This window comes from Rhodococcus sp. BL-253-APC-6A1W (assembly GCF_012843405.1).
Classification (GTDB): Bacteria; Actinomycetota; Actinomycetes; order Mycobacteriales; family Mycobacteriaceae; genus Rhodococcus.
Map to the genome: position 1 here is coordinate 249,909 of NZ_JABAFB010000006.1, position 18,124 is coordinate 268,032.

Below are 18,124 nucleotides of genomic sequence, written 5' to 3' on the forward strand. Positions count from 1 at the left end.
GTCACGATCCTTCCGACTCGGAGCGCGGGGCGTGGCGGCTGACGATCGAGATGCGGTTGAACGCGTTCATGGTGATGGCCACCCATGCGACGGCTGAGAGCTGGTCGTCGGTGAGGTGCGCTCGGGCCTCCGCGTAGTCGCGGTCCTGCTCGTAGCTCGAGGGCAGCACTGTCACCGATTCGGCGAGGGTGAGCGCCGCCCGCTCGACATCGGTGAACAGCTCGGTGTCCCGCCACACCGACAACACCGCGAGCTGCGTCGTCGACACGCCTGCCTTCAGCGCCTCGCGGACGTGAATGTCGAGACAGTAGGCGCAACCGTTGATCTGCGAGACCCGGATGTTGACGAGTTCGACGAGGGACCGCTCGAGCCCGGCCTTCGCGACGGCCTCGCGCACCGCGCCGGCGACGGCGACCTGCGCCCGGTAGACAGGCCGGGTCTGTTTGTCGATCAGAACGCGGGGCTCTCGGGTTTCGGTCATGTCCGCTCCTCGGGCCGGTCGGCGATCCGTCGTGCATGTGCACCGATTAGTTGACTACGCAACGTACCATCGGGCTCGCGCACGCACCGGAGATCCGGCTCGCGACCGATACTGCGGACGGCATACTCGGAGGCATGCGACTGACCCACTTCGGCCACTCCTGCATCCTCGTGGAACACCTCGGGCAGAAGATCCTCTTCGACCCGGGCAATTTCTCGCACGGATTCGAGGGGATCACCGGCCTCGACGCGATTCTGGTCACCCATCAGCACCCGGACCACGCCGACCCCGCCCGCCTCCCGGCGCTTCTCGACGCCAACCCCGGCGCTGCCCTGTTCTCGGATCCGCAGTCCGCGGAACTTCTCGAGGGCGACTGGTCGGCGGTGCGGCCCGGCGACCGGTTCACGGTCGGCGACGTGACGATCCGGGGCACCGGCGGCCGCCACGCGGTGATCCACCCCGACCTTGCGGTCATCGACAACACCGCATTCCTCGTCGGAGACGCGGAGAACCCGGCACGCCTGATGCACCCGGGAGACTCGCTGTACATCCCGTCCGAGAAGGTGGACGTACTCGCACTCCCGGCAGCGGCGCCGTGGCTCAAGATCTGGGAAGCCGTGGACTACCTGCGTGCCGTGAATCCCCGGGTGGCGGTGCCGATCCACCAGGGCATCATCACCGATCAGGCGAACGGCATCTTCTACGGCCGGTACTCCGACATGGCCTCCGACGGCACCGAGTTCCGGGTACTGCCGTACGAGGACGACGTCGAAGTCTGATCCGCACCCGGCGCCGCCGAGGGGGTTTACCGCGCCGCCGCCCGCCCGGCGGCGCGGCCGGAGAAGATGCATCCGCCGAGGAACGTGCCTTCCAGCGAGCGGTAGCCGTGTACGCCACCGCCTCCGAAGCCCGCGACCTCGCCTGCCGCGTACAGCCCGTCGAACACCGAGCCGTCCGCACGCAACACCCTCGACGACAGGTCGGTTTCGAGGCCTCCCAGCGTCTTACGGGTGAGGAGATGCAGTTTGACCGCGACCAGGGGGCCGGCCTTCGGGTCGAGGATCCGGTGCGGCGACGCAATGCGGGCGATGCGATCCGGCTTGTAGGTGCGGGCCGCACGCATCGCGACGACCTGCAGGTCCTTCGTGAACTTGTTCGTCATCTCCCGGTCCCGCGACTCGACGACCGAACGCACCCGCTCGTAGTCGAGCGGCGTATCAGGCGTCAGCTCGTTCATTCCGGCGACGAGGTCGGCGAGGTTGTCGCGGACGACGAAGTCGACGCCACGCCGCATGAACGCATCCACAGGTCCGGGCGCACCCGACCGGATGCGCTGCAGGAGCAAGCGGACATCCCGGCCGGTGAGGTCGGGATTCTGCTCCGATCCGGAGAGACTGAACTCCTTCTCGATGATCTTCTGGTCCAGGAGGAACCAGGTGTGGTCGTGCCCGGTGCGCGCGATGTGCTCGAGAGTGCCGAGGGTGTCGAAACCGGGGAACAGCGGAACCGGCAGGCGAGTGCCGGTGGCGTCGAGCCACAGCGACGACGGTCCGGGCAGAATCCGGATGCCGTGGTTCGGCCACACGGGGTCGAAGTTCGTGATGCCCTCGGTGTAGTGCCACATCCGGTCGCGGTTGACGATGTTGCCACCGGCGTTCTCGGTGATCTCGAGCATCCGCCCGTCGACGTGCGCGGGAACACCGGTGAGCATCCGCTTCGGCGGCTCGCCCAGACGCTGGGGCCAGTTCTTCTTCACGAGTTCGAAGTTGCCGCCGATACCGCCCGAAGTGACGATCACGGCTCCGGCAGCGAACTCGAATTCACCGACTCCCACCCGCGACGAAGCGACACCGCGAGCGGCGTCGGTCGGCTCGAGCACGGTGCCTCGCACCCCTGTCACCGCTCCGTCGGTGATCACCAGGTCGTCGACCTGGTGCCGGTGCTTCAGCGTGACCAGTCCCCGGTCGACGCCCTCCCGGACCTTACGAGCGAAGATCTCGACGAGAGCCGGTCCCGTGCCCCACGTGATGTGGAAACGGGGAACCGAATTGCCGTGTCCCGCAGCGTCGTAACCGCCACGCTCGGCCCAGTTGACCATCGGGAAGATCTTCAGCCCGCGCTGCTTGAGCCACGCGTGCTTCTCCCCCGTCGCGAATTCGACGTACGCCTGCGCCCACCGGCGTGGCCAGCGGTCGTCGACCTCGCGGTCGAAGCCCGCCGTGCCCATCCAGTCCTGGAGGGCCAGTTCGTACGAGTCCTCGATACCGAGACGCCGTTGCTCGGGACTGTCGACGAAGAACAGTCCGCCGAACGACCAGAATGCCTGTCCCCCGAGGTTGTTCGCATTCTCCTGGTCCACCAGGATCACCTTCCGGCCTGCGTCGACGAGTTCTCCCGTCGCCACGAGTCCCGCAAGGCCCGCCCCCACCACGATCACATCTGCGTCCATGCCGCAAACAGTACCGAGCGAACGCACGGCTCGGGACAAACAGTCGCCCACGCAACTCCTCAGACGGTGACGCGCCCCGTCGAGGACGCCGGCCGGCGATAGACCGCCGGTTCGGCGCCGTGACGCAGTGCGGCGTCGACCGCGGCGAGCACGGCCCGCCGGGGGCCGGCTGCGGCCAGAACCGGCGCGGAAACGGCAAGCCGGAGCGGTTCGCCCCGACGCGTCACTCGCGCGGCCTCGCTCACCACTACCCGGCACCACCACGGCCGTGACGGCGCGCCGTCACCGACGCCGTAGACACGGGATCTCGTCACTGTGCCGCCGGCCAGGTCGTGGACCCCCGTCCCGTCGACCACCGTCCGGAACCCGACCTGTGGCAGCGCCGCAACGGTGCCGGACGATGCGCGCCACCGCGGCGGGGCGAACAACCGCGTGCGCAACCCGGTCCTGTCGAGCACACGGTCGGCGGCGAGAAGGCGCAGTCGCGCCTCGTGTTCCGGTAGTGCCGAGAACTCGGCGTGCCGTCCGGCCTCACCACCGTGGTCGTATCCGTGCAGCACGATGGCGTCGCCCCCTTCGCGGCGCTCGAGCAGCCACTCCTGCGTGTGCGCGTCACGCACCAGCAGGTAATGCCCGGCGAGCCTGGGGGCGACGAACAGCGACAGCGGCACTGCGCGAGCGTCCATCTCCCGCGCGAACCCGTCGACGACTCCCCGTGTGGTGTCCGTGATTCCGGAGACCGAGACGATCAACTGTCCGTTCACGGGTTCCACCGTCGCATCCGGCGGTGAACGCGAGTCGTCGCTCGAACGACGACTGCGGGGCGATCACACGTCGGCGTCGCGACGTTCCGGCAGTCTCGCGCCGTTCAGTCCCTCGTCGTGCTTCCCCCAGGATTCGAAGTGCACGGCCTCACCGAGGGGGCGGCCCTGTCTCCAGCCGAACCGCTCGAGGTCCGGAACCTCCTGCAGGCGTGTCACGGGACCGAGGCACAGCCAGGCGATCGGTCGGACGGGGTCCTCGACTCCGACGAAGTCGCGGAGGAATTCTTCTTCGTAGAACGAGACCCACCCGACGCCCAGGCCCTCCGCCGTAGCCGCGAGCCAGAGGTTCTGGATGGCGAGAACCGCTGAGAACAAGCCGGATTCGTCGACGGTATGCCGCCCGAGGATGTGCTTCCCGCCGCGCGACGGGTCGTAGGTGACGACGATGCCGGTACGCGATTCGGCGATGCCCTCGACCTTGATGGGGTCGAAGGTCCGCCGCTTGTCCTCGGGCAGCGAATCGGCGAATGCCTTCCGGCATCCGGCGACGTGCTCGGCGAAAGCGTCAAGGCGCTCCGGATCACGGACCACCACGAAATCCCACGGCTGCGTATTACCCACGCTCGGTGCGTGGTGGGCAGCGGCGAGAACCCGGTGCAGCGCTTCCTCGCGAATCGCCTCCCCGCTGAACTCGGCGCGCACGTCGCGGCGCATGCGGATGATGTCGTACAGCGCCTCGCGCGCTCGAGCGGTGAACATGATCGTCAGGCCGGCACGACTGCTTCGATGGCCTCGATGACCTCGGGGGCGTCGGGTTCGGTGCGGGGACGGAAACGATCGACGACGGTACCGTCCGGGGCGATCAGGAACTTCTCGAAGTTCCACTGGATGTCACCGGCTTCACCGGACGCATCGGCGTGCTTGGTGAGTTCGGCATACAGCGGATGGCGGCTGTCGCCGTTGACCTCGATCTTCTCCAGCAGCGGGAAGGTCACACCGTAGGTGGCCGAGCAGAATTCCTGAATCTCCTCGGCCGTTCCCGGTTCCTGTCCCATGAACTGGTTGCACGGCACGCCGATCACGATGAGGCCGCGGTCGGCGTAGTCGTTCGCGAGCTGCTCGAGTGCGCCGTACTGCGGGGTCAGTCCGCACTTGGACGCGACGTTGACGACGAGCAGCGCGTGCCCCTCGAACGCCGCGAGGCTGGTGGGCTCACCCGAGAGGGTGTTGATCGAGATGTTCTGGAGGTCGGTGGTCATGCCTACAAGCTAGCGTGCCCGCACCGGACCGTTCGGGACGGCGGCCCCGCCCGGGACGACAGCGTCGTCGATGCACTCAGGCGAGAGCGAGAAACAGCTTCTCGAGTTGCGCCTCGGTCATCGGCTCCTTGTTTCCGTCACCCGAATCGGTCATGCACTCCCGCAGGCCGCTGGCGACAATCTTGAAGCCGGCACGGTCGAGTGCTTTGGAGACCGCGGCGAGCTGCGTGACGACGTCCTTGCAGTCACGGCCCTGCTCGATCATCGCGATCACTCCGGCGAGCTGCCCCTGAGCACGGCGCAACCGATTGAGGACCTGGGTGATGCTTTCGTCGTCGCCGACCATGTCGATTCCTTTCGCGAATGTCTTGTCATCGTACCCCCTGGGGTATCGCCCCCCTCGTCTCACAGCTCGACGGCCCGATCGGGACCGCCGGGTGATGCGGAGGCGCATCCTCTCGCGTCACCCGGCGGCGACGGAAAGCTGACGCCATCGCCGCAGCGGACAGCGGGAGGTGCGTGTGCACGCATAGGCGGTGCCGGCGGCAACCAGCGTGAGGACCGCGACCGCGCCTCCCACAGCGGGATGCAGTTCCTGCGCAATGATGACGGAGGACATCAGCAGAACGAACCACCCGAAGCCCTTACGCAGCGTATCCGGATCGATCTTCGAGGTGAGCCGGCCACCGATCAGGCTGCCGACCACCGCGGCGCCGGTCACCATCGCCGCCAGGCGCCAGTCGATCTGCACGGACGAGAGGTAGCCACCGAGCCCCGCGAAGGATTTCATGGCGATCACGATGAGTGAGGTACCCACGGCGATGGGCATGGGCAGTCCGCCGAGGAGCGCGAGCGCGGGCACGACGAGGAAACCACCACCGGCACCGACCAGACCGGTGACCAACCCGACGACCACGCCGTCGAGCAGAATCTTCCCGACCGGCATAGCGGGAACAGCACTTCCGGTTGCTGCCTTGTTCTTGCGGCCGCGCAGCATCGCGACCGCGGTGGCGATCATCATGGCCGCGAACGCGAGCAGCAGGATGCCGCCGGGAATGAAGCGCGAGAACAGGCCACCGGCGTAGGCACCGACCATGCCCGCCGCACCGAACAGGATGCCGGTGCGCCACTGCACGCGGCCCGCCCGCGCGTGGGAGATCGCGCCGACCGCGCTCGTGACACCGACTACGAGCAGGGAGGTGGCGATCGCTTCCTTGGCGTCCATGCCCGCGACGTAGGCGAGCAGAGGGACGGTCAGGATGGATCCTCCGCCGCCGAGCAACCCGAGGGTGACGCCGACAAGGACCGCCAGTGACACGGTCAGCGCGATCACGATCAGTTCCCTTCGGCTGCAGTGCCGCTGGAAGCGGTCAACTGTGCCACGATCGTCTGCGGATCACAGGTGGCGCCGCGGTTGTAGGGCAGCTTCGACAGCATCATGCCCATCGCGCACGTATTCGACAGTGCCGCAAAGCTCAGACCGCCACCGATGCCGGCGGCGAGCCACTTGAGCTTGGGCACGGCGACACTGCCCAGGACCGAGCCCAGTACCAGCGAGCCCGCGAGCAGACGAACCTGGCGTTCGAGTTCCCAGCGTGCGGCACCGCGAACGACCGGCAGACCCTGCCCTTCCCAACTCGTCATCCCGCCCTCGAGGATGTGCACGTTGAGCAGCCCCGCCTCGCGCAGGGTCTCCTCGGCGTGCGTCGCACGCTGCCCGGACCGGCACACCAGGACGATGCTCTCGTCGAGGTGGGCGAGGAACTCGTCGCGGTGCTCGCGCAGCAGGTCGAGGGGCACGTTGTAGGCGCCCGCGATGTGCAGGGACTCGAACTCGCCGGGGGTGCGGACGTCGACGACACGCACGTTCGCATCGGCGCCGATCAGTTCGTGGAGCGCACTCGGGTCGAGGGTGGCGGGACCGGACGTGGTCATAAGGAGGGCCTTTCGATTCTGGGTTGTGTGCGCACTAGGCGACGCAATTACCCCATGGGGTATTCTGGGAACTCATCGTACACATACCCCTAGGGGTATCTAAAACCATGATCTGCTGCGGGAGCTTCCCTAGCACTCCGGGGTTCCCCATGCGGGAGCCGGAGACGAAACTCTGTGCAGCACGATACCCCGGGGGGTACTTGACATACCCCAGGGGGTATATGCCACGCTGTTCACAGACCCGGAATCAGCAACGGAGGAACCCATGATTCTCGAGCAGTACTACATCGAGTGCCTGTCCCACGCGTCGTACCTGATCGGCGACGAGAGCACCGGCCGGGCGATCGTGGTTGATCCGCGCCGCGATATCGGTGACTATCTCGACGACGCCGCGAAGCACAACCTCACCATCGAAGGCGTCATCAACACCCACTTCCACGCGGACTTCGTCTCCGGCCACCTCGAACTGGTGGATGCGACCGGCGCATGGATCGGTTTCGGCGAGGCCGCCGAGACCGACTACCCCATCCGACGGCTACGGGACGGGGAGCAACTTTCCCTCGGCGAAGTCCACCTGGAGATCCTCTCCACGCCGGGGCACACCTGGGAATCGATCTCGGTGGTCGTGCGTGAGCGTCCCGACGCCGCACCGTCCGCGGTACTCACCGGCGACTCGCTCTTCATCGGCGACGTCGGCCGGCCGGACCTGGTCAACCTCGGCGACGGGTCCACCAGCGACCTGGCCCGGGCGATGTTCCGTACCGTGCACGAGAAACTGCTGACACTGCCCGACGAGGTCACGGTCATGCCCGCCCACGGTGCCGGTTCGTCCTGTGGAAAGAATCTCTCCACCGAGCTGACCTCCACGATCGGAGAGCAGCGAGTGAGCAACCCCTCGGTGCAGCCGATGAGCGAAGACGATTTCGTCGCGCTGATCACCGAGGGCCAGCCGGCCGCACCGTCGTACTTCTCGGCCGATGCCGCCATGAACAAGCGGATCCACCCGCTGCTCGCCCAGGACCACACCATCCCGATGCTGACTCCGGCTCAGGTCCGGACCGAGCTCACCGCGGGCACCCGTGTTCTCGACGCACGCAGCGTCGACGATTTCGCCGCCGGGCACCTGCGCGGATCGGTCAACGTCGGTTTCGACGGACGCTTCGCCGAGACCGGTGGCATGGTCGCCGAGGTCGGCGAGAGGATCGTGCTCATCACCTACCCCGGCGAGGAACAGGAGGCGGCGGTACGCCTCGCCCGGATCGGATCGGACAACGCGATCGGCTATCTCGCCGTCGCCGACGGCATGTTCCCGGTCGAGCTGACCGAACTGGTTCGGACCGCACCCCGCACCTCCGTCGAGGAACTCGACACCCTGCTCGCCGCCGGCACCGTCACCCTCGTCGACATCCGCAACCCCGGTGAGCGCGAACTCGGCACGATCCCCGGTGCGGTGCCGATCCCGTTGGCACAGTTGCGCACTCGGCTCGGGCAGGTACCGACGGGTAAGCCCATCGTGGTGCACTGCGCCGGTGGATGGCGCTCGAGCGTGGCGGCGTCGTTGCTCCGCGCCCACGGCTTCGACAACGTCTCGGATCTCACCGGCGGCTACAACGCGTGGGCCGAGAGCCACGTCGCGGCCTGATCGTTCCGGCCGGAGCCGGACCGACAACAACGAAGAAGGAGAACCCCATGTGTTACCCCGTCACCTGCCCGAACTGCCGGAAGACCGGATGGGGCGGCTGCGGACAGCATGTCGACGCCGTCATGCGATCCGTACCCGCCGGCGACCGCTGCACCTGCGGTCAGGACACCGCTCCGGCGCCGAGCCCGGCTCGGACGCTGCGGTCCCTGTTCCGCCGCTGACCGGGCAGCAGTCGCACGAACCCGCCGGTTACGACCCGGCGGGTCGCGGCGCGGTCTCCGCGCGATAGGCACCCGACGTCTCGAGCACCCACGCGAACTCGAAAGCCACTTCGCGCCACTTCTCGTAGCGACCGGAGACACCACCGTGCCCCGCGCTCATTTCGGTTTTGAGCAGCAACTGCGAGTCGCCGGTCTTGGTGGCTCGCAACTTCGCGACCCACTTGGCGGGTTCGACGTACAGCACGCGGGTGTCGTTGATGCTGGTGATCGCGAGGATCGCCGGATAGTCGTGGGCTCCGACGTTCTCGTACGGGCTGTAGGAGCGCATGTACTCGTACACCTCGGGATCGTCGAGCGGGTTGCCCCACTCGTCCCACTCGATCACCGTCAACGGCAGCGACGGATCGAGGATGGAGGTCAGCGGGTCGACGAACGGCACGTTCGCGAGGATGCCCGCGAACAGTTCGGGAGCGATGTTGGCGACCGCACCCATCAACAGGCCGCCCGCGCTGCCGCCGTCCGCCACGAGCCGGTCCGGGCCGGTCACACCTTCGTCGACGAGATGCCGCGCGCACGCGACGAAGTCGGTGAAGGTGTTCTTCTTCGTCAGGGTCTTACCGTTCTCGTACCAGTGCCGGCCCATCTCGCCGCCGCCGCGCACGTGCGCGACCACGAACACCATGCCGCGGTCGAGCAACGACAGTCGGGCTACCGAGAATCCCGGATCGATGCTGGCTTCGTAGGATCCGTAGCCGTACAGCAAGGTCGGAGCCGGCCCGTCCGCCAGGTCTTTGCGCTGCACGATCGACAGCGGAATCCTGGTGCCGTCCTCGGCGGTGGCCCATTCGCGGCGCTGTTCGTAGCGCGCCGGATCGAAATCGCCGAGCACCGGCTGCGATTTGCGCAGCAGCAGTTCGCCGGTGGCCACGACGTACTCGTAGACACGGGTCGGGGTGATGAACGAGGTGAAGCCGAGGCGCAGGACGGGCTGCTTCCACTCGGGATTGCCACCCGGACCGACTGCGAACAGTTCCTCGTCGAACTCGAGTTCGGTGAGTTCGCCGTATCCGTCGTCGGTGAGGGGCCACACCGCGATCCGGGTGAGCGCCTCGCGCCGGTAGCCGAGCACCAGGTGACCCTCGAACGCCTCGACGTCTTCGAGGCGCACGTCGTGGCGGTGCCCGATGAGGGTGCGCAGCGACGACGGGTCGTCGACCGGCGCTTCGGCGAGGACGAAGTTCTCGGCCTTCTCCCCCGTCTCCGGGTCGACATCGTTGTGCATGATCAGCAGCCGGTCCCGGCCGCCGATCACCGCATGCTCGGCGCCGTACTCGACACCCTCACGACGCGGGAGGAGAACTCTGAATTCACCTGTGGGATCATCGGATTCGAGAATCCAGCCCTCGGTGGTGATCTTGGACCCGACCCAGATCATGAGATACTTCTCGCTGCGGGTCGAGCCGATCGACACCCAGTACCGCTCGTCGGGCTCGTGGAAGACCTTCACGTCCTCGTCGCGCGGGGTCCCGAGTTTGTGCCGCCACACGGTGTCGGGGCGCCACGACTCGTCCACCGTCTGATAGAAGACGTGGCTGTGATCGAGGGCCCATGTGGCTCCCGGTGCGGTGCCGGTGATTTCGTCGGGGAGCAGTTCACCGGTCTCGAGATTCTTGAAGCGCAGCGTGTACCGCTCGTCACCGACGACATCGGTCGAGTACGCCAGCAGCGTGCCGTCCTGGCTGATCGAGAACGCGCCGATGGAGAAGAACTCGTGCCCTTCGGCTTCCACGTTTCCGTCGAGCAGCACCTGTTCGCCCGGCAGGTCGACGCCGGGAGTGACCTCGGGCGGCGTCCAGTCGTCCGCGTCCGTGATCGGGGCCCGGCACTGGATGCCGTACTGCTTGCCCTCGACGGTCCGTGCGTAGTACCACCAGTTGCCCATACGAGCGGGAACCGACATGTCGGTTTCCTGCGTACGGGACTTGATCTCCTCGAAGATCGACTCACGCAACGGCGCCAGGTGTGCGGTCTGCGCGTCGGTCCACGCGTTCTCGGCCTCGAGGTACGCGACGACCTCGGGTGATTCCTTGTCGCGCAACCATTCGTAGTCGTCGACGAACGTGTGGCCGTGATGGACACGCTCGTGCGGAACCTTCTGGGCGACCGGCGGGGTCGAATTCGAGGAGGTCATCTGCGTTCAGCCGATCCAATCGTCGAAGGAGAGCCCGGAAATACGCTCGTAGGCTTCGATATACCGCGCACGCGTCTTGTCGACGATGTACTGCGGGAGCGCCGGCGGCGGAGTGTCGGACGCGCGGTCCCAGCCGGATTCCTCGCTGGTGAGCCAGTTACGGACGATCTGCTTGTCGAAGCTCGGCTGCACCTTGCCCTCCTCGTACTCGGCGGCATCCCAGTACCGCGACGAGTCGGGAGTGAGCACCTCGTCGGCAAGAACGAGATTGCCGGCCTTGTCCAGGCCGAACTCGAGCTTCGTGTCCGCGAGCAGGATGCCGCGCTCGGAGGTGTACATCGCGGCGCGGCCGTAGATGTCGAGGGTGTCCTGACGCAACTTCATCGCAAGATTCACACCGAGTTTCTCGACCACCTCGTCGAAGGTGATGTTCTCGTCGTGATCACCGAGCGCGGCCTTCGTGGCCGGAGTGAAGATCGGTTCGGGCAGGATGCTCGCCTCCACGAGACCCTCGGGAAGCGCGACGCCACACACCGCGCCGGTGGCGCGGTAGTCGAGCAGGCCGGACCCGGTGAGGAAACCGCGCGCGACGCACTCGACGGGCACCATCTCTAGCCGCTTCACCACGAGCGCGCGGCCGAGTACCTCTTCCGGGATGCGCTCGTCGTCGGGTTCGCCGGCGAGGTGGTTGTTCGCATCGAGCAGATCGAAGAAGAACACGCTCATCGCGGTGAGGACCCGGCCCTTGTCGGGGATGGGCGTGTCGAGCACGTGGTCGTAGGCCGAGATCCGGTCGCTGGCGACGAGAAGCAGGTGCTCGTCGTCGACGACATGCAGATCACGGACCTTGCCGCCGGCGAGGTGGGGATAGGACTCGAGTGAAGGACGCACGCTGACACCCTAGTGCGCGATGCGGACGGGGACCGAACGCCGTGGCGGATATCCCATCGACGACAATGGTCCGGAACCGGTGTTCGAGCCAGGACAGGGGCGTCATGACTGCATCGTCACGGGTGGATGTCGGATTCCGCTCCGAGCGCGGGCCGATCCTCATCGCCTTGATGCTCGCGACCTCCCTGGTTGCGCTCGAGAGCACGATCCTCGCGACGGCGGTGCCCACGATCGTCGCCGACCTCGGCGGATTCACCCAGTTCCCCTGGCTGTTCTCCAACTACCTGCTCACGCAGGCGGTGTTGGTCCCGGTGTACGGCAAGTTGTCGGACACCTTCGGCCGCACGCCGGTGCTGCTGTTCGGCATCGCGGTCTTCGCGCTGGGATCGGTGTTGTGCGCGCTGGCGTGGAGCATGCCCGCCCTCATCGCGTTCCGCGCCGTCCAGGGCCTCGGTGCAGGTGCCGTGCTGCCCATGGCGCAGACCGTCGCCGGTGACATCTACACCGTGGCCGAGCGCGCGAAGGCACAGGGATATCTCGCCAGTGTGTGGGGGATGTCCGCGGTCGTGGGTCCGGCCCTGGGCGGGGTCTTCGCCGACTTCTGGTCGTGGCGGTGGATCTTCTGGATCAACGTGCCGCTGTGCGCGATCGCCGCATGGGTGATCGTCCGCAACTTCCACGAGGACCGTCCCTCCGGCAGCGCGCGACGCGTGGACTGGGCGGGCGCGGTGACACTCGCCGCGGGCGCCGCGCTCGTGATCCTCGGCCTGCTCGAGGGTGGCCAGTCGTGGGCGTGGTCCTCGGGCATGAGCATCGGCATCTTCGCCGGTGGGATCGCCCTGCTGGTGGTCTTCGGATGGATCGAGTCCCGCGCGGCCGAACCGATCCTGCCGATGTGGGTGCTCACCCGCCGGGTCCTGATCACCACGAGCGCCGTCTCGGCCCTCGTCGGCGCGGTCGTACTCGGGTTGACGTCGTACATCCCGTCGTTCGTGCAAGGTGCTCTCGGTACGTCCGCGCTGGTCGCCGGATTCGCCCTCGCCACGATGACCATCGGCTGGCCCATAGCGGCGTCGCAGTCCGGCCGGTTGTATCTGCGGATCGGGTTCCGGCTGACCGGCCTGGTCGGTGCGGTGCCGTTGCTGGCCGGGGCGGTCCTGCTCACCCGGCTCGGAATCGGATCCTCGCCGTGGCACGTCGCAGGCTGTTGCGTGCTCATCGGTCTCGGAATGGGCCTGATCGCGAGCCCCGCACTCATCGCCGCACAATCGAGTGTCGAGTGGGCCGAGCGGGGTGTGGTCACCGGTGCCAATGCCTTCGCCCGCGCACTGGGAAGCGCCGTGGGTGTCGCCGTGTTCGGTGCGCTCGCGAACACCGCGCTGTCCCGTTCCGATGCGCCCACCGGCCGATCCGTCCCGGACGCCGCGGAGCTTGCGGCGTCCGTCGCACCCGTCTTCACAGCGGTGCTCGTCTGCGCGGTCGTCCTCACCTTCTGTGTCGCACTCATTCCGAACCGCCGGCAATCGGAATCCGACTCTGCCTGAATGTGGTCAGGGTGCCCTAAGGTGTCCGCTATGACCAACGAATACGGGATGCTCCCCGTCCTCATCGAAGTGGCGAGGGTCGAGGACATCACGCCTCACATGCGCCGGATCACGTTCGCCGGCCCCGGCGTCGCCGAATATGCCTCCGTCCCGGGCCGGGTGCCGAACATCAAGTTGGTGTTTCCCCGCGCGAACGGTCGACTCGAGGTGCCGGCCCGTAACGGATGGGGGCGGCTCGCATGGCCCGATCCGACCGTGAAACAGCAGGTTCGCACATACACGGTCCGCCGCCTCGACCCCGAGACCGCCGAGATGGACATCGATTTCGTCAAGCACGGCGACGAGGGCCTCGCGAGCGGCTGGGCCGAACATGCCCGCCCGGGGGACGTGATCGCTGCCGCGGGCGCGGGCGGAGTGACCGCCGGTGAGGCCGACTGGTATCTGATCGTCGGTGACGAGACGGCCCTGCCCGCCATCGGGCGGATGCTCGAGCACATGCGCGAAGACGCCAGCGGTGTCGCCCTGATCGAGGTGGCCGACGAACACGAGCAGCAGGACCTGCGCCATCCCGACGGCGTGGAGATCCGCTGGATCCACCGCCACGGCGCACCCGCGGGCACCACCGATCAACTGTTCGACGCCGCGACCGCGATCGAGATCCCCGGGGGTGACGTCACGAAGTTCGCGTGGGTGTCGGCGGAGTCGAAGACCGTGCTGGCGATGCGCAAGTGGCTGCGGAACGAGGCAGGATTCGATCGTAAAGCCACGCTCGTCATCGGCTACTGGCGACGCGGGATGACGGAGACCGGCTACGGCAAGACCGCCGACCACGACCGGGTCGAGGACGAACACGACGAGGTCCTCCCCCACGATCACGACCACGATCACCAGCACGCTCACTGAGGACCCACCCCGGTCGCGCGGATCGTTACAGACCGGATGTTTCGTTCTGCCGCGCGATCGGGCACCATCTCTGCGGTGAGGACCAGACGTGCAGGCAACGAGACCGTCGACGACATGACATACGTCCCGCTGGGATCGTCCGAGCATGCGGCGAACCAGCTCCGGAATGCCAGGGCGATGCAGGACACGACCGACTATCAGTCACTGCGTTCAGCGATGGACGCCGAGTACTACTGGCGGGGCGTGACCGAGACGTTCCGGATCGCGGACGAGTCGTTCACCGCGGTCTCCGGCGCGACGCGCGACGTCACGGACATCTCGGCGCACGTCATGGCGCGTGCGGCCGACTGGGTGGGCACCATCGAATTGGCCGCGGAAGGCAGCCGCCTCTACGGTGCACTGGTGGCGTACACGCAAGGAGTCGGCGACGGCTACGCGGCGATCGAATTGTGGGCGCACGGCGTCCGGAACGCACACTTCTGACGAGCCCGCCCCCGGCGGTGGGCAGCGCCGACTGGCCGGCTTCCGAGCCGTCCGCTAGGTCGAACGCTCGAGGTGCGCGCGATCCCAGTTCCCGAGATCCGCTGCGGCGTCGTAGGTGCTGCGGAGGAAACCCAGCACTTCCGCGTCGGGGTCGGCTGCCGTGCGCACCGCCTCGTAGGGCAACACGAACTCGCCGAGTTCGGACGAGTAGTACGCGGCATCCGGGCGCACGGGACGGTCCGCGTAGCCGTCCGGAGCGGGGTAGGCATACGAGTAGAAGGCGCCCTCGTCTCCACCGCCGGGCCAGAATCCACAGCTGCTCAGCTCGTGCGAGTAGGCCTCGGTCATCACCTCGTCGGGGCAGTGCGGAATTCCGCCGGGATGTGGCGGTGCGGTGCGGCCCGAGAATCGGGTGCAGGCCAGATCCATTGCTCCCCAGAAGAAGTGAACCGGGCTGACCTTGCCCAGGTACTCGCCCCGGAACTGCTGCAGGACACGGTCGGCTCGGAGCAGTTGCCGCCAGAACAGGTGTGCCGCGTCGGGGTCGTACGTGCTGTGCTGGTGGTCCTGCGCGAAGGGGATCGCCGGGTCGACCTCGTTGGGCGCACCATGGATCCGGGTCTCGATGCCCAGTTCATCCAAGGCGCCGAAGGTGCGCGAGTAGAACTCCGACACGGGCTGCGCCGTGAGCGGGACGGCGCTACGGCCTCCGTCGCTCGAACGGATCCCGAGGTTGTGCTCGCAGAAATCGAATTCGAGATCGAACACACCGCCGCGGTAGGGAATCGACGAGGTACCCAAGCCGCGTGGCGTGACGTACAACGTCGTGTGCCACCAATGGTTGACCGGCGGCGAGTGGACCAACCGGATCTTGCCCACGATCTGCAGCCACATGTGCAGGGTGTCGCGGGTGGCGGCCCAGTCGGCGACACGCAGACTCGGCCACTCGTCGTCCGGACGCTCGACGGATCGGTTCACGGCACCTCCCACGGTCGGAGTTCGATTACCGCATTCTTACCGACTTTTGCGCGCGCCGGGCGAGACTCGGCTGGACGGGAGGAAATCACGCCGGGTGCTTGCTCGAAATCGACAGTCTTCACGAACGGGAGGGTCGCCCCCGCGGCGTGCCGTCCACCGGCGACCGCGGGGGGCCGGGGGCACGCATCAACAGCGAAGCAACGAGGAAACACACCGCGCCGGTCAACGTGCCGAGATTCGCGGCCGTCGCGCTTTCGAGCCGTTGCGTGGCCGGGACGACGAGCGATCCGACCGCGGAGACACCGAACGCGATCGAACCGACCGCATTCAGCCACGTGCTGGCCCAGTTGCGGGCGTGCGGATCCCACAGGCCGTCGACATCGGTCGTCGCGACGACGGCCAGTCCACTCGAGACGAGGAAACACAGCGACCCGAACATATCCGGTTGCCAGACGAACTCGTCTCGTTCGGGTGCCGACAGACTGCGGATCACGGCGGCACCTGTACTGAGGTTGAACAGCACGGTGCCGACGAACTGGGTCAGGGCGGACCACCAGTCGTACCGGTTGACACGGGACGTCGACGGTCCGGGAGTAACCCGCCCGGTGAACCGGAACTCGGCGAACGCGGCCGCGGTGAAGAACAGCGAACCGGCGAAGTAGGTGAGGTTGCCGATATGGGCACCGACCGTCGTCGCGTAGCCGGGGGCCGCCCCGATCGCGAACAACAGTGAACCCAGCGCAAACCCCAACGACGGACCCCGGAAACCCGAATTCTGGCGGTGCCACCCCATGCGGTCACGATAAGCGGCGTTTCTGCACACCGGACGTGGACGGTTCGATCGAACGGCCGGGTCTGCGGCTACACCGGACGCCGACCGTGGTCAGGAGACAGGTTCGAGCCGATCGTCGTCCACGAACCGCCGCAACGTCGGGAACGACGCCCACATCACGACGACGAGCACGATACCGGCGACTCCGTACACCGTCAGTGCCACCGACATCGGCACCACCGACGCGATCACACCGGCGGCGATCGCACCGAGCGACGTACCCGCAGTCACCTGAGCAGACCACACCGCGGCGATACGCCCGCGGTACTCGTCGGCCGTGTTGCGCTGCACCGTCGCATACCGCATCACATCGGCGAGCGAGTCGCCGAATCCGTACGCTGCCAGGCCCAGCAGCACCACCGCGGTCACGCCGGTCGCGCCCGCTCCGGCGAGCCCTGCGGCCGAGACGGCCATGAGGACGAAGACGACCAGGCCCGACCGACGGACGGAACCCGTCCAGCCGCTCGTGAGCGAACCGAGGACGGCACCGACAGCCGGCGCGGCATAGAGCAACCCGACCACCGACGGCCCCGCGCCGAGCACGCGGTCGGCGAACGCCGGGAGCAGCACGGCCCAGCCGGTGAGCAGCATCGCGGCAAAACCTACGACGAGCACCTGGCCGATCACCCGGTTGCGGAACGCGTACGTGAAGCCCGCGGCGATCGATCTCAGCGGTGATTCGACGGACACCGTCGCCGGCGGCAGCGGTGGCAGCCGGGTGATGCAGACGGTGGTGATCACGGTGGTGAACGCGGCGAGCGCATAGGCCAGGCCCACGCCACCGGCGGCGATCACGACACCACCCAGTGCCGGGCCGACCATCGAGCCGAGATCTGCGGTGAGCGCCATGAGGGCTCCGGCCGCCGCGAGCTTGTCGCGCGGAACCAGGCTGGGGGTGACGGCCATCAGGGCGGTCGCCGAGATACCGCCCGCCGCCCCGTCGACAACGGAGATGAGGTAGATCGCCCACATCTGTGGCTCGGGCAGGTAGGCGTTGACGGCAAGCAGCGCGAAAGCCACCGCCGCGGTCCCCCGCGCAATGGCGATCACGTTGCGACGGTCGAACCGGTCCGCGAGGACACCGCCGACGAAAGTCGCGGCGAACGTGGTGATTCCGAGGACCGCGGTCACTGCCGCGACCTGGGCGGTGGATCCGGTGAGCTGGTAGACCTGCACCGGGACCGCGACGATGAGGAACCCGAGCCCCAGCAGCGACACCACCCGCGCGGTGAACAGGTACCGGAATTCGCGACTGGTCCGGATCGGATCGAGGTCGATGGTCAGTTTCTCGAGGAGGGCCACGGCGATCCGCTCACTGTCCGGCGAGCAGGGCGCACCACTGCTCGAGGTCGGGTTCGGATGCCAGCGACACGAAATCGATGTCTGCGCCCGCGCCACGCCACTGTTCGATCAGCGCCATCAGGCGCACCGAATCGAGGCCCTGGTCCACCAGATTCACGGCCGGGTCGAGCTCGTCCGGCTCCACCTCCAGGATGCGGGCGGTATCGGCGAAGATGGTCGCGCGGTCCAACATGTTCTGTCTCCTTCTGC

Annotated in this window: 19 protein-coding genes; 5 read left to right on the forward strand and 14 right to left on the reverse strand. The window is 67.3% G+C overall.

Translation table 11 applies throughout. The features are described from left to right. Position 1: 1 nt before the first annotated feature. Entirely contained in the window at positions 2 to 481 is a 480-nt protein-coding gene (locus HF877_RS11535; RefSeq protein ID WP_169621300.1) for a carboxymuconolactone decarboxylase family protein, read from the reverse strand. Between the two features lie 134 nt (positions 482 to 615). On the opposite strand from HF877_RS11535, the gene HF877_RS11540 reads away from it, so the two are divergent. After that, positions 616 to 1,260 carry an MBL fold metallo-hydrolase gene (locus HF877_RS11540; protein WP_169621420.1) on the forward strand — a complete coding sequence of 215 codons (645 nt, stop codon included), beginning with the start codon at positions 616 to 618 and terminating at the stop codon, positions 1,258 to 1,260. Positions 1,261 to 1,286: 26 nt separating this feature from the next. Here HF877_RS11540 and HF877_RS11545 read toward each other — a convergent pair whose 3' ends face one another. The 7 genes from HF877_RS11545 to HF877_RS11575 form a co-directional block, all read right to left on the reverse strand. Then, the gene (locus HF877_RS11545; RefSeq protein WP_169621301.1) at positions 1,287 to 2,930 is read right to left on the reverse strand and encodes an FAD-binding dehydrogenase; all 1,644 of its coding nucleotides are present in this window, start codon (positions 2,928 to 2,930) and stop codon (positions 1,287 to 1,289) included. Positions 2,931 to 2,989: 59 nt separating this feature from the next. After that, the gene (locus HF877_RS11550) at positions 2,990 to 3,694 is read right to left on the reverse strand and encodes a DUF2334 domain-containing protein (protein WP_169621302.1); all 705 of its coding nucleotides are present in this window, start codon (positions 3,692 to 3,694) and stop codon (positions 2,990 to 2,992) included. Positions 3,695 to 3,757: 63 nt separating this feature from the next. Next, positions 3,758 to 4,453, reverse strand: a complete 696-nt coding sequence (bluB, locus tag HF877_RS11555; RefSeq protein WP_169621303.1) for a 5,6-dimethylbenzimidazole synthase — start codon at positions 4,451 to 4,453, stop codon at positions 3,758 to 3,760. A gap of 5 nt (positions 4,454 to 4,458) precedes the next feature. Next, positions 4,459 to 4,953: a glutathione peroxidase gene (locus HF877_RS11560; protein WP_169621304.1), complete on the reverse strand. Its 495-nt coding sequence runs from the start codon at positions 4,951 to 4,953 to the stop codon at positions 4,459 to 4,461. Between the two features lie 76 nt (positions 4,954 to 5,029). Continuing rightward, positions 5,030 to 5,299 carry a metal-sensitive transcriptional regulator gene (locus HF877_RS11565; RefSeq protein WP_169621305.1) on the reverse strand — a complete coding sequence of 90 codons (270 nt, stop codon included), beginning with the start codon at positions 5,297 to 5,299 and terminating at the stop codon, positions 5,030 to 5,032. A 117-nt stretch (positions 5,300 to 5,416) separates the two neighbouring features. After that, positions 5,417 to 6,286 carry a sulfite exporter TauE/SafE family protein gene (locus tag HF877_RS11570; protein WP_169621306.1) on the reverse strand — a complete coding sequence of 290 codons (870 nt, stop codon included), beginning with the start codon at positions 6,284 to 6,286 and terminating at the stop codon, positions 5,417 to 5,419. 2 nt (positions 6,287 to 6,288) lie between these two features. Further along, positions 6,289 to 6,888: a rhodanese-like domain-containing protein gene (locus tag HF877_RS11575; RefSeq protein ID WP_169621307.1), complete on the reverse strand. Its 600-nt coding sequence runs from the start codon at positions 6,886 to 6,888 to the stop codon at positions 6,289 to 6,291. 265 nt (positions 6,889 to 7,153) lie between these two features. On the opposite strand from HF877_RS11575, the gene HF877_RS11580 reads away from it, so the two are divergent. Then, on the forward strand, positions 7,154 to 8,530 hold the full coding sequence (locus HF877_RS11580) for an MBL fold metallo-hydrolase (RefSeq protein WP_169621308.1): 1,377 nt from the start codon (positions 7,154 to 7,156) through the stop codon (positions 8,528 to 8,530). 249 nt (positions 8,531 to 8,779) lie between these two features. Here the strand turns inward: HF877_RS11580 and HF877_RS11585 are convergent, their stop codons facing one another. Continuing rightward, positions 8,780 to 10,942 (reverse strand): S9 family peptidase, encoded by a 2,163-nt coding sequence (locus HF877_RS11585; protein WP_169621309.1) that lies wholly within the window; start codon positions 10,940 to 10,942, stop codon positions 8,780 to 8,782. Between the two features lie 6 nt (positions 10,943 to 10,948). Continuing rightward, entirely contained in the window at positions 10,949 to 11,833 is an 885-nt protein-coding gene (locus HF877_RS11590; protein ID WP_169621310.1) for a phosphoribosylaminoimidazolesuccinocarboxamide synthase, read from the reverse strand. Positions 11,834 to 11,937: 104 nt separating this feature from the next. Between HF877_RS11590 and HF877_RS11595 the strand changes: the two genes are divergently transcribed. The 3 genes from HF877_RS11595 (at position 11,938) to HF877_RS11605 (ending at position 14,763) form a co-directional block, all read left to right on the forward strand. After that, positions 11,938 to 13,377 carry an MDR family MFS transporter gene (locus HF877_RS11595; RefSeq protein WP_169621311.1) on the forward strand — a complete coding sequence of 480 codons (1,440 nt, stop codon included), beginning with the start codon at positions 11,938 to 11,940 and terminating at the stop codon, positions 13,375 to 13,377. 30 nt (positions 13,378 to 13,407) lie between these two features. Beyond that, complete coding sequence (locus tag HF877_RS11600) at positions 13,408 to 14,280, forward strand: siderophore-interacting protein (RefSeq protein WP_169621312.1); 873 nt, start codon at positions 13,408 to 13,410, stop codon at positions 14,278 to 14,280. A 75-nt stretch (positions 14,281 to 14,355) separates the two neighbouring features. Beyond that, complete coding sequence (locus tag HF877_RS11605; protein WP_296551430.1) at positions 14,356 to 14,763, forward strand: hypothetical protein; 408 nt, start codon at positions 14,356 to 14,358, stop codon at positions 14,761 to 14,763. A gap of 54 nt (positions 14,764 to 14,817) precedes the next feature. Here the strand turns inward: HF877_RS11605 and HF877_RS11610 are convergent, their stop codons facing one another. The 4 genes from HF877_RS11610 to HF877_RS11625 form a co-directional block, all read right to left on the reverse strand. Continuing rightward, entirely contained in the window at positions 14,818 to 15,741 is a 924-nt protein-coding gene (locus HF877_RS11610) for a DUF5996 family protein (RefSeq protein ID WP_169621313.1), read from the reverse strand. A gap of 118 nt (positions 15,742 to 15,859) precedes the next feature. Beyond that, a complete protein-coding gene (locus HF877_RS11615) occupies positions 15,860 to 16,534 on the reverse strand; it encodes a YrhK family protein (protein WP_169621314.1) in 675 nt (224 codons plus the stop codon). A 90-nt stretch (positions 16,535 to 16,624) separates the two neighbouring features. Continuing rightward, the gene (gene entS / locus HF877_RS11620; protein WP_169621315.1) at positions 16,625 to 17,875 is read right to left on the reverse strand and encodes an enterobactin transporter EntS; all 1,251 of its coding nucleotides are present in this window, start codon (positions 17,873 to 17,875) and stop codon (positions 16,625 to 16,627) included. A 10-nt stretch (positions 17,876 to 17,885) separates the two neighbouring features. Beyond that, complete coding sequence (locus HF877_RS11625) at positions 17,886 to 18,107, reverse strand: phosphopantetheine-binding protein (protein WP_169621316.1); 222 nt, start codon at positions 18,105 to 18,107, stop codon at positions 17,886 to 17,888. Between the last annotated feature and the right edge of the window lie 17 nt (positions 18,108 to 18,124).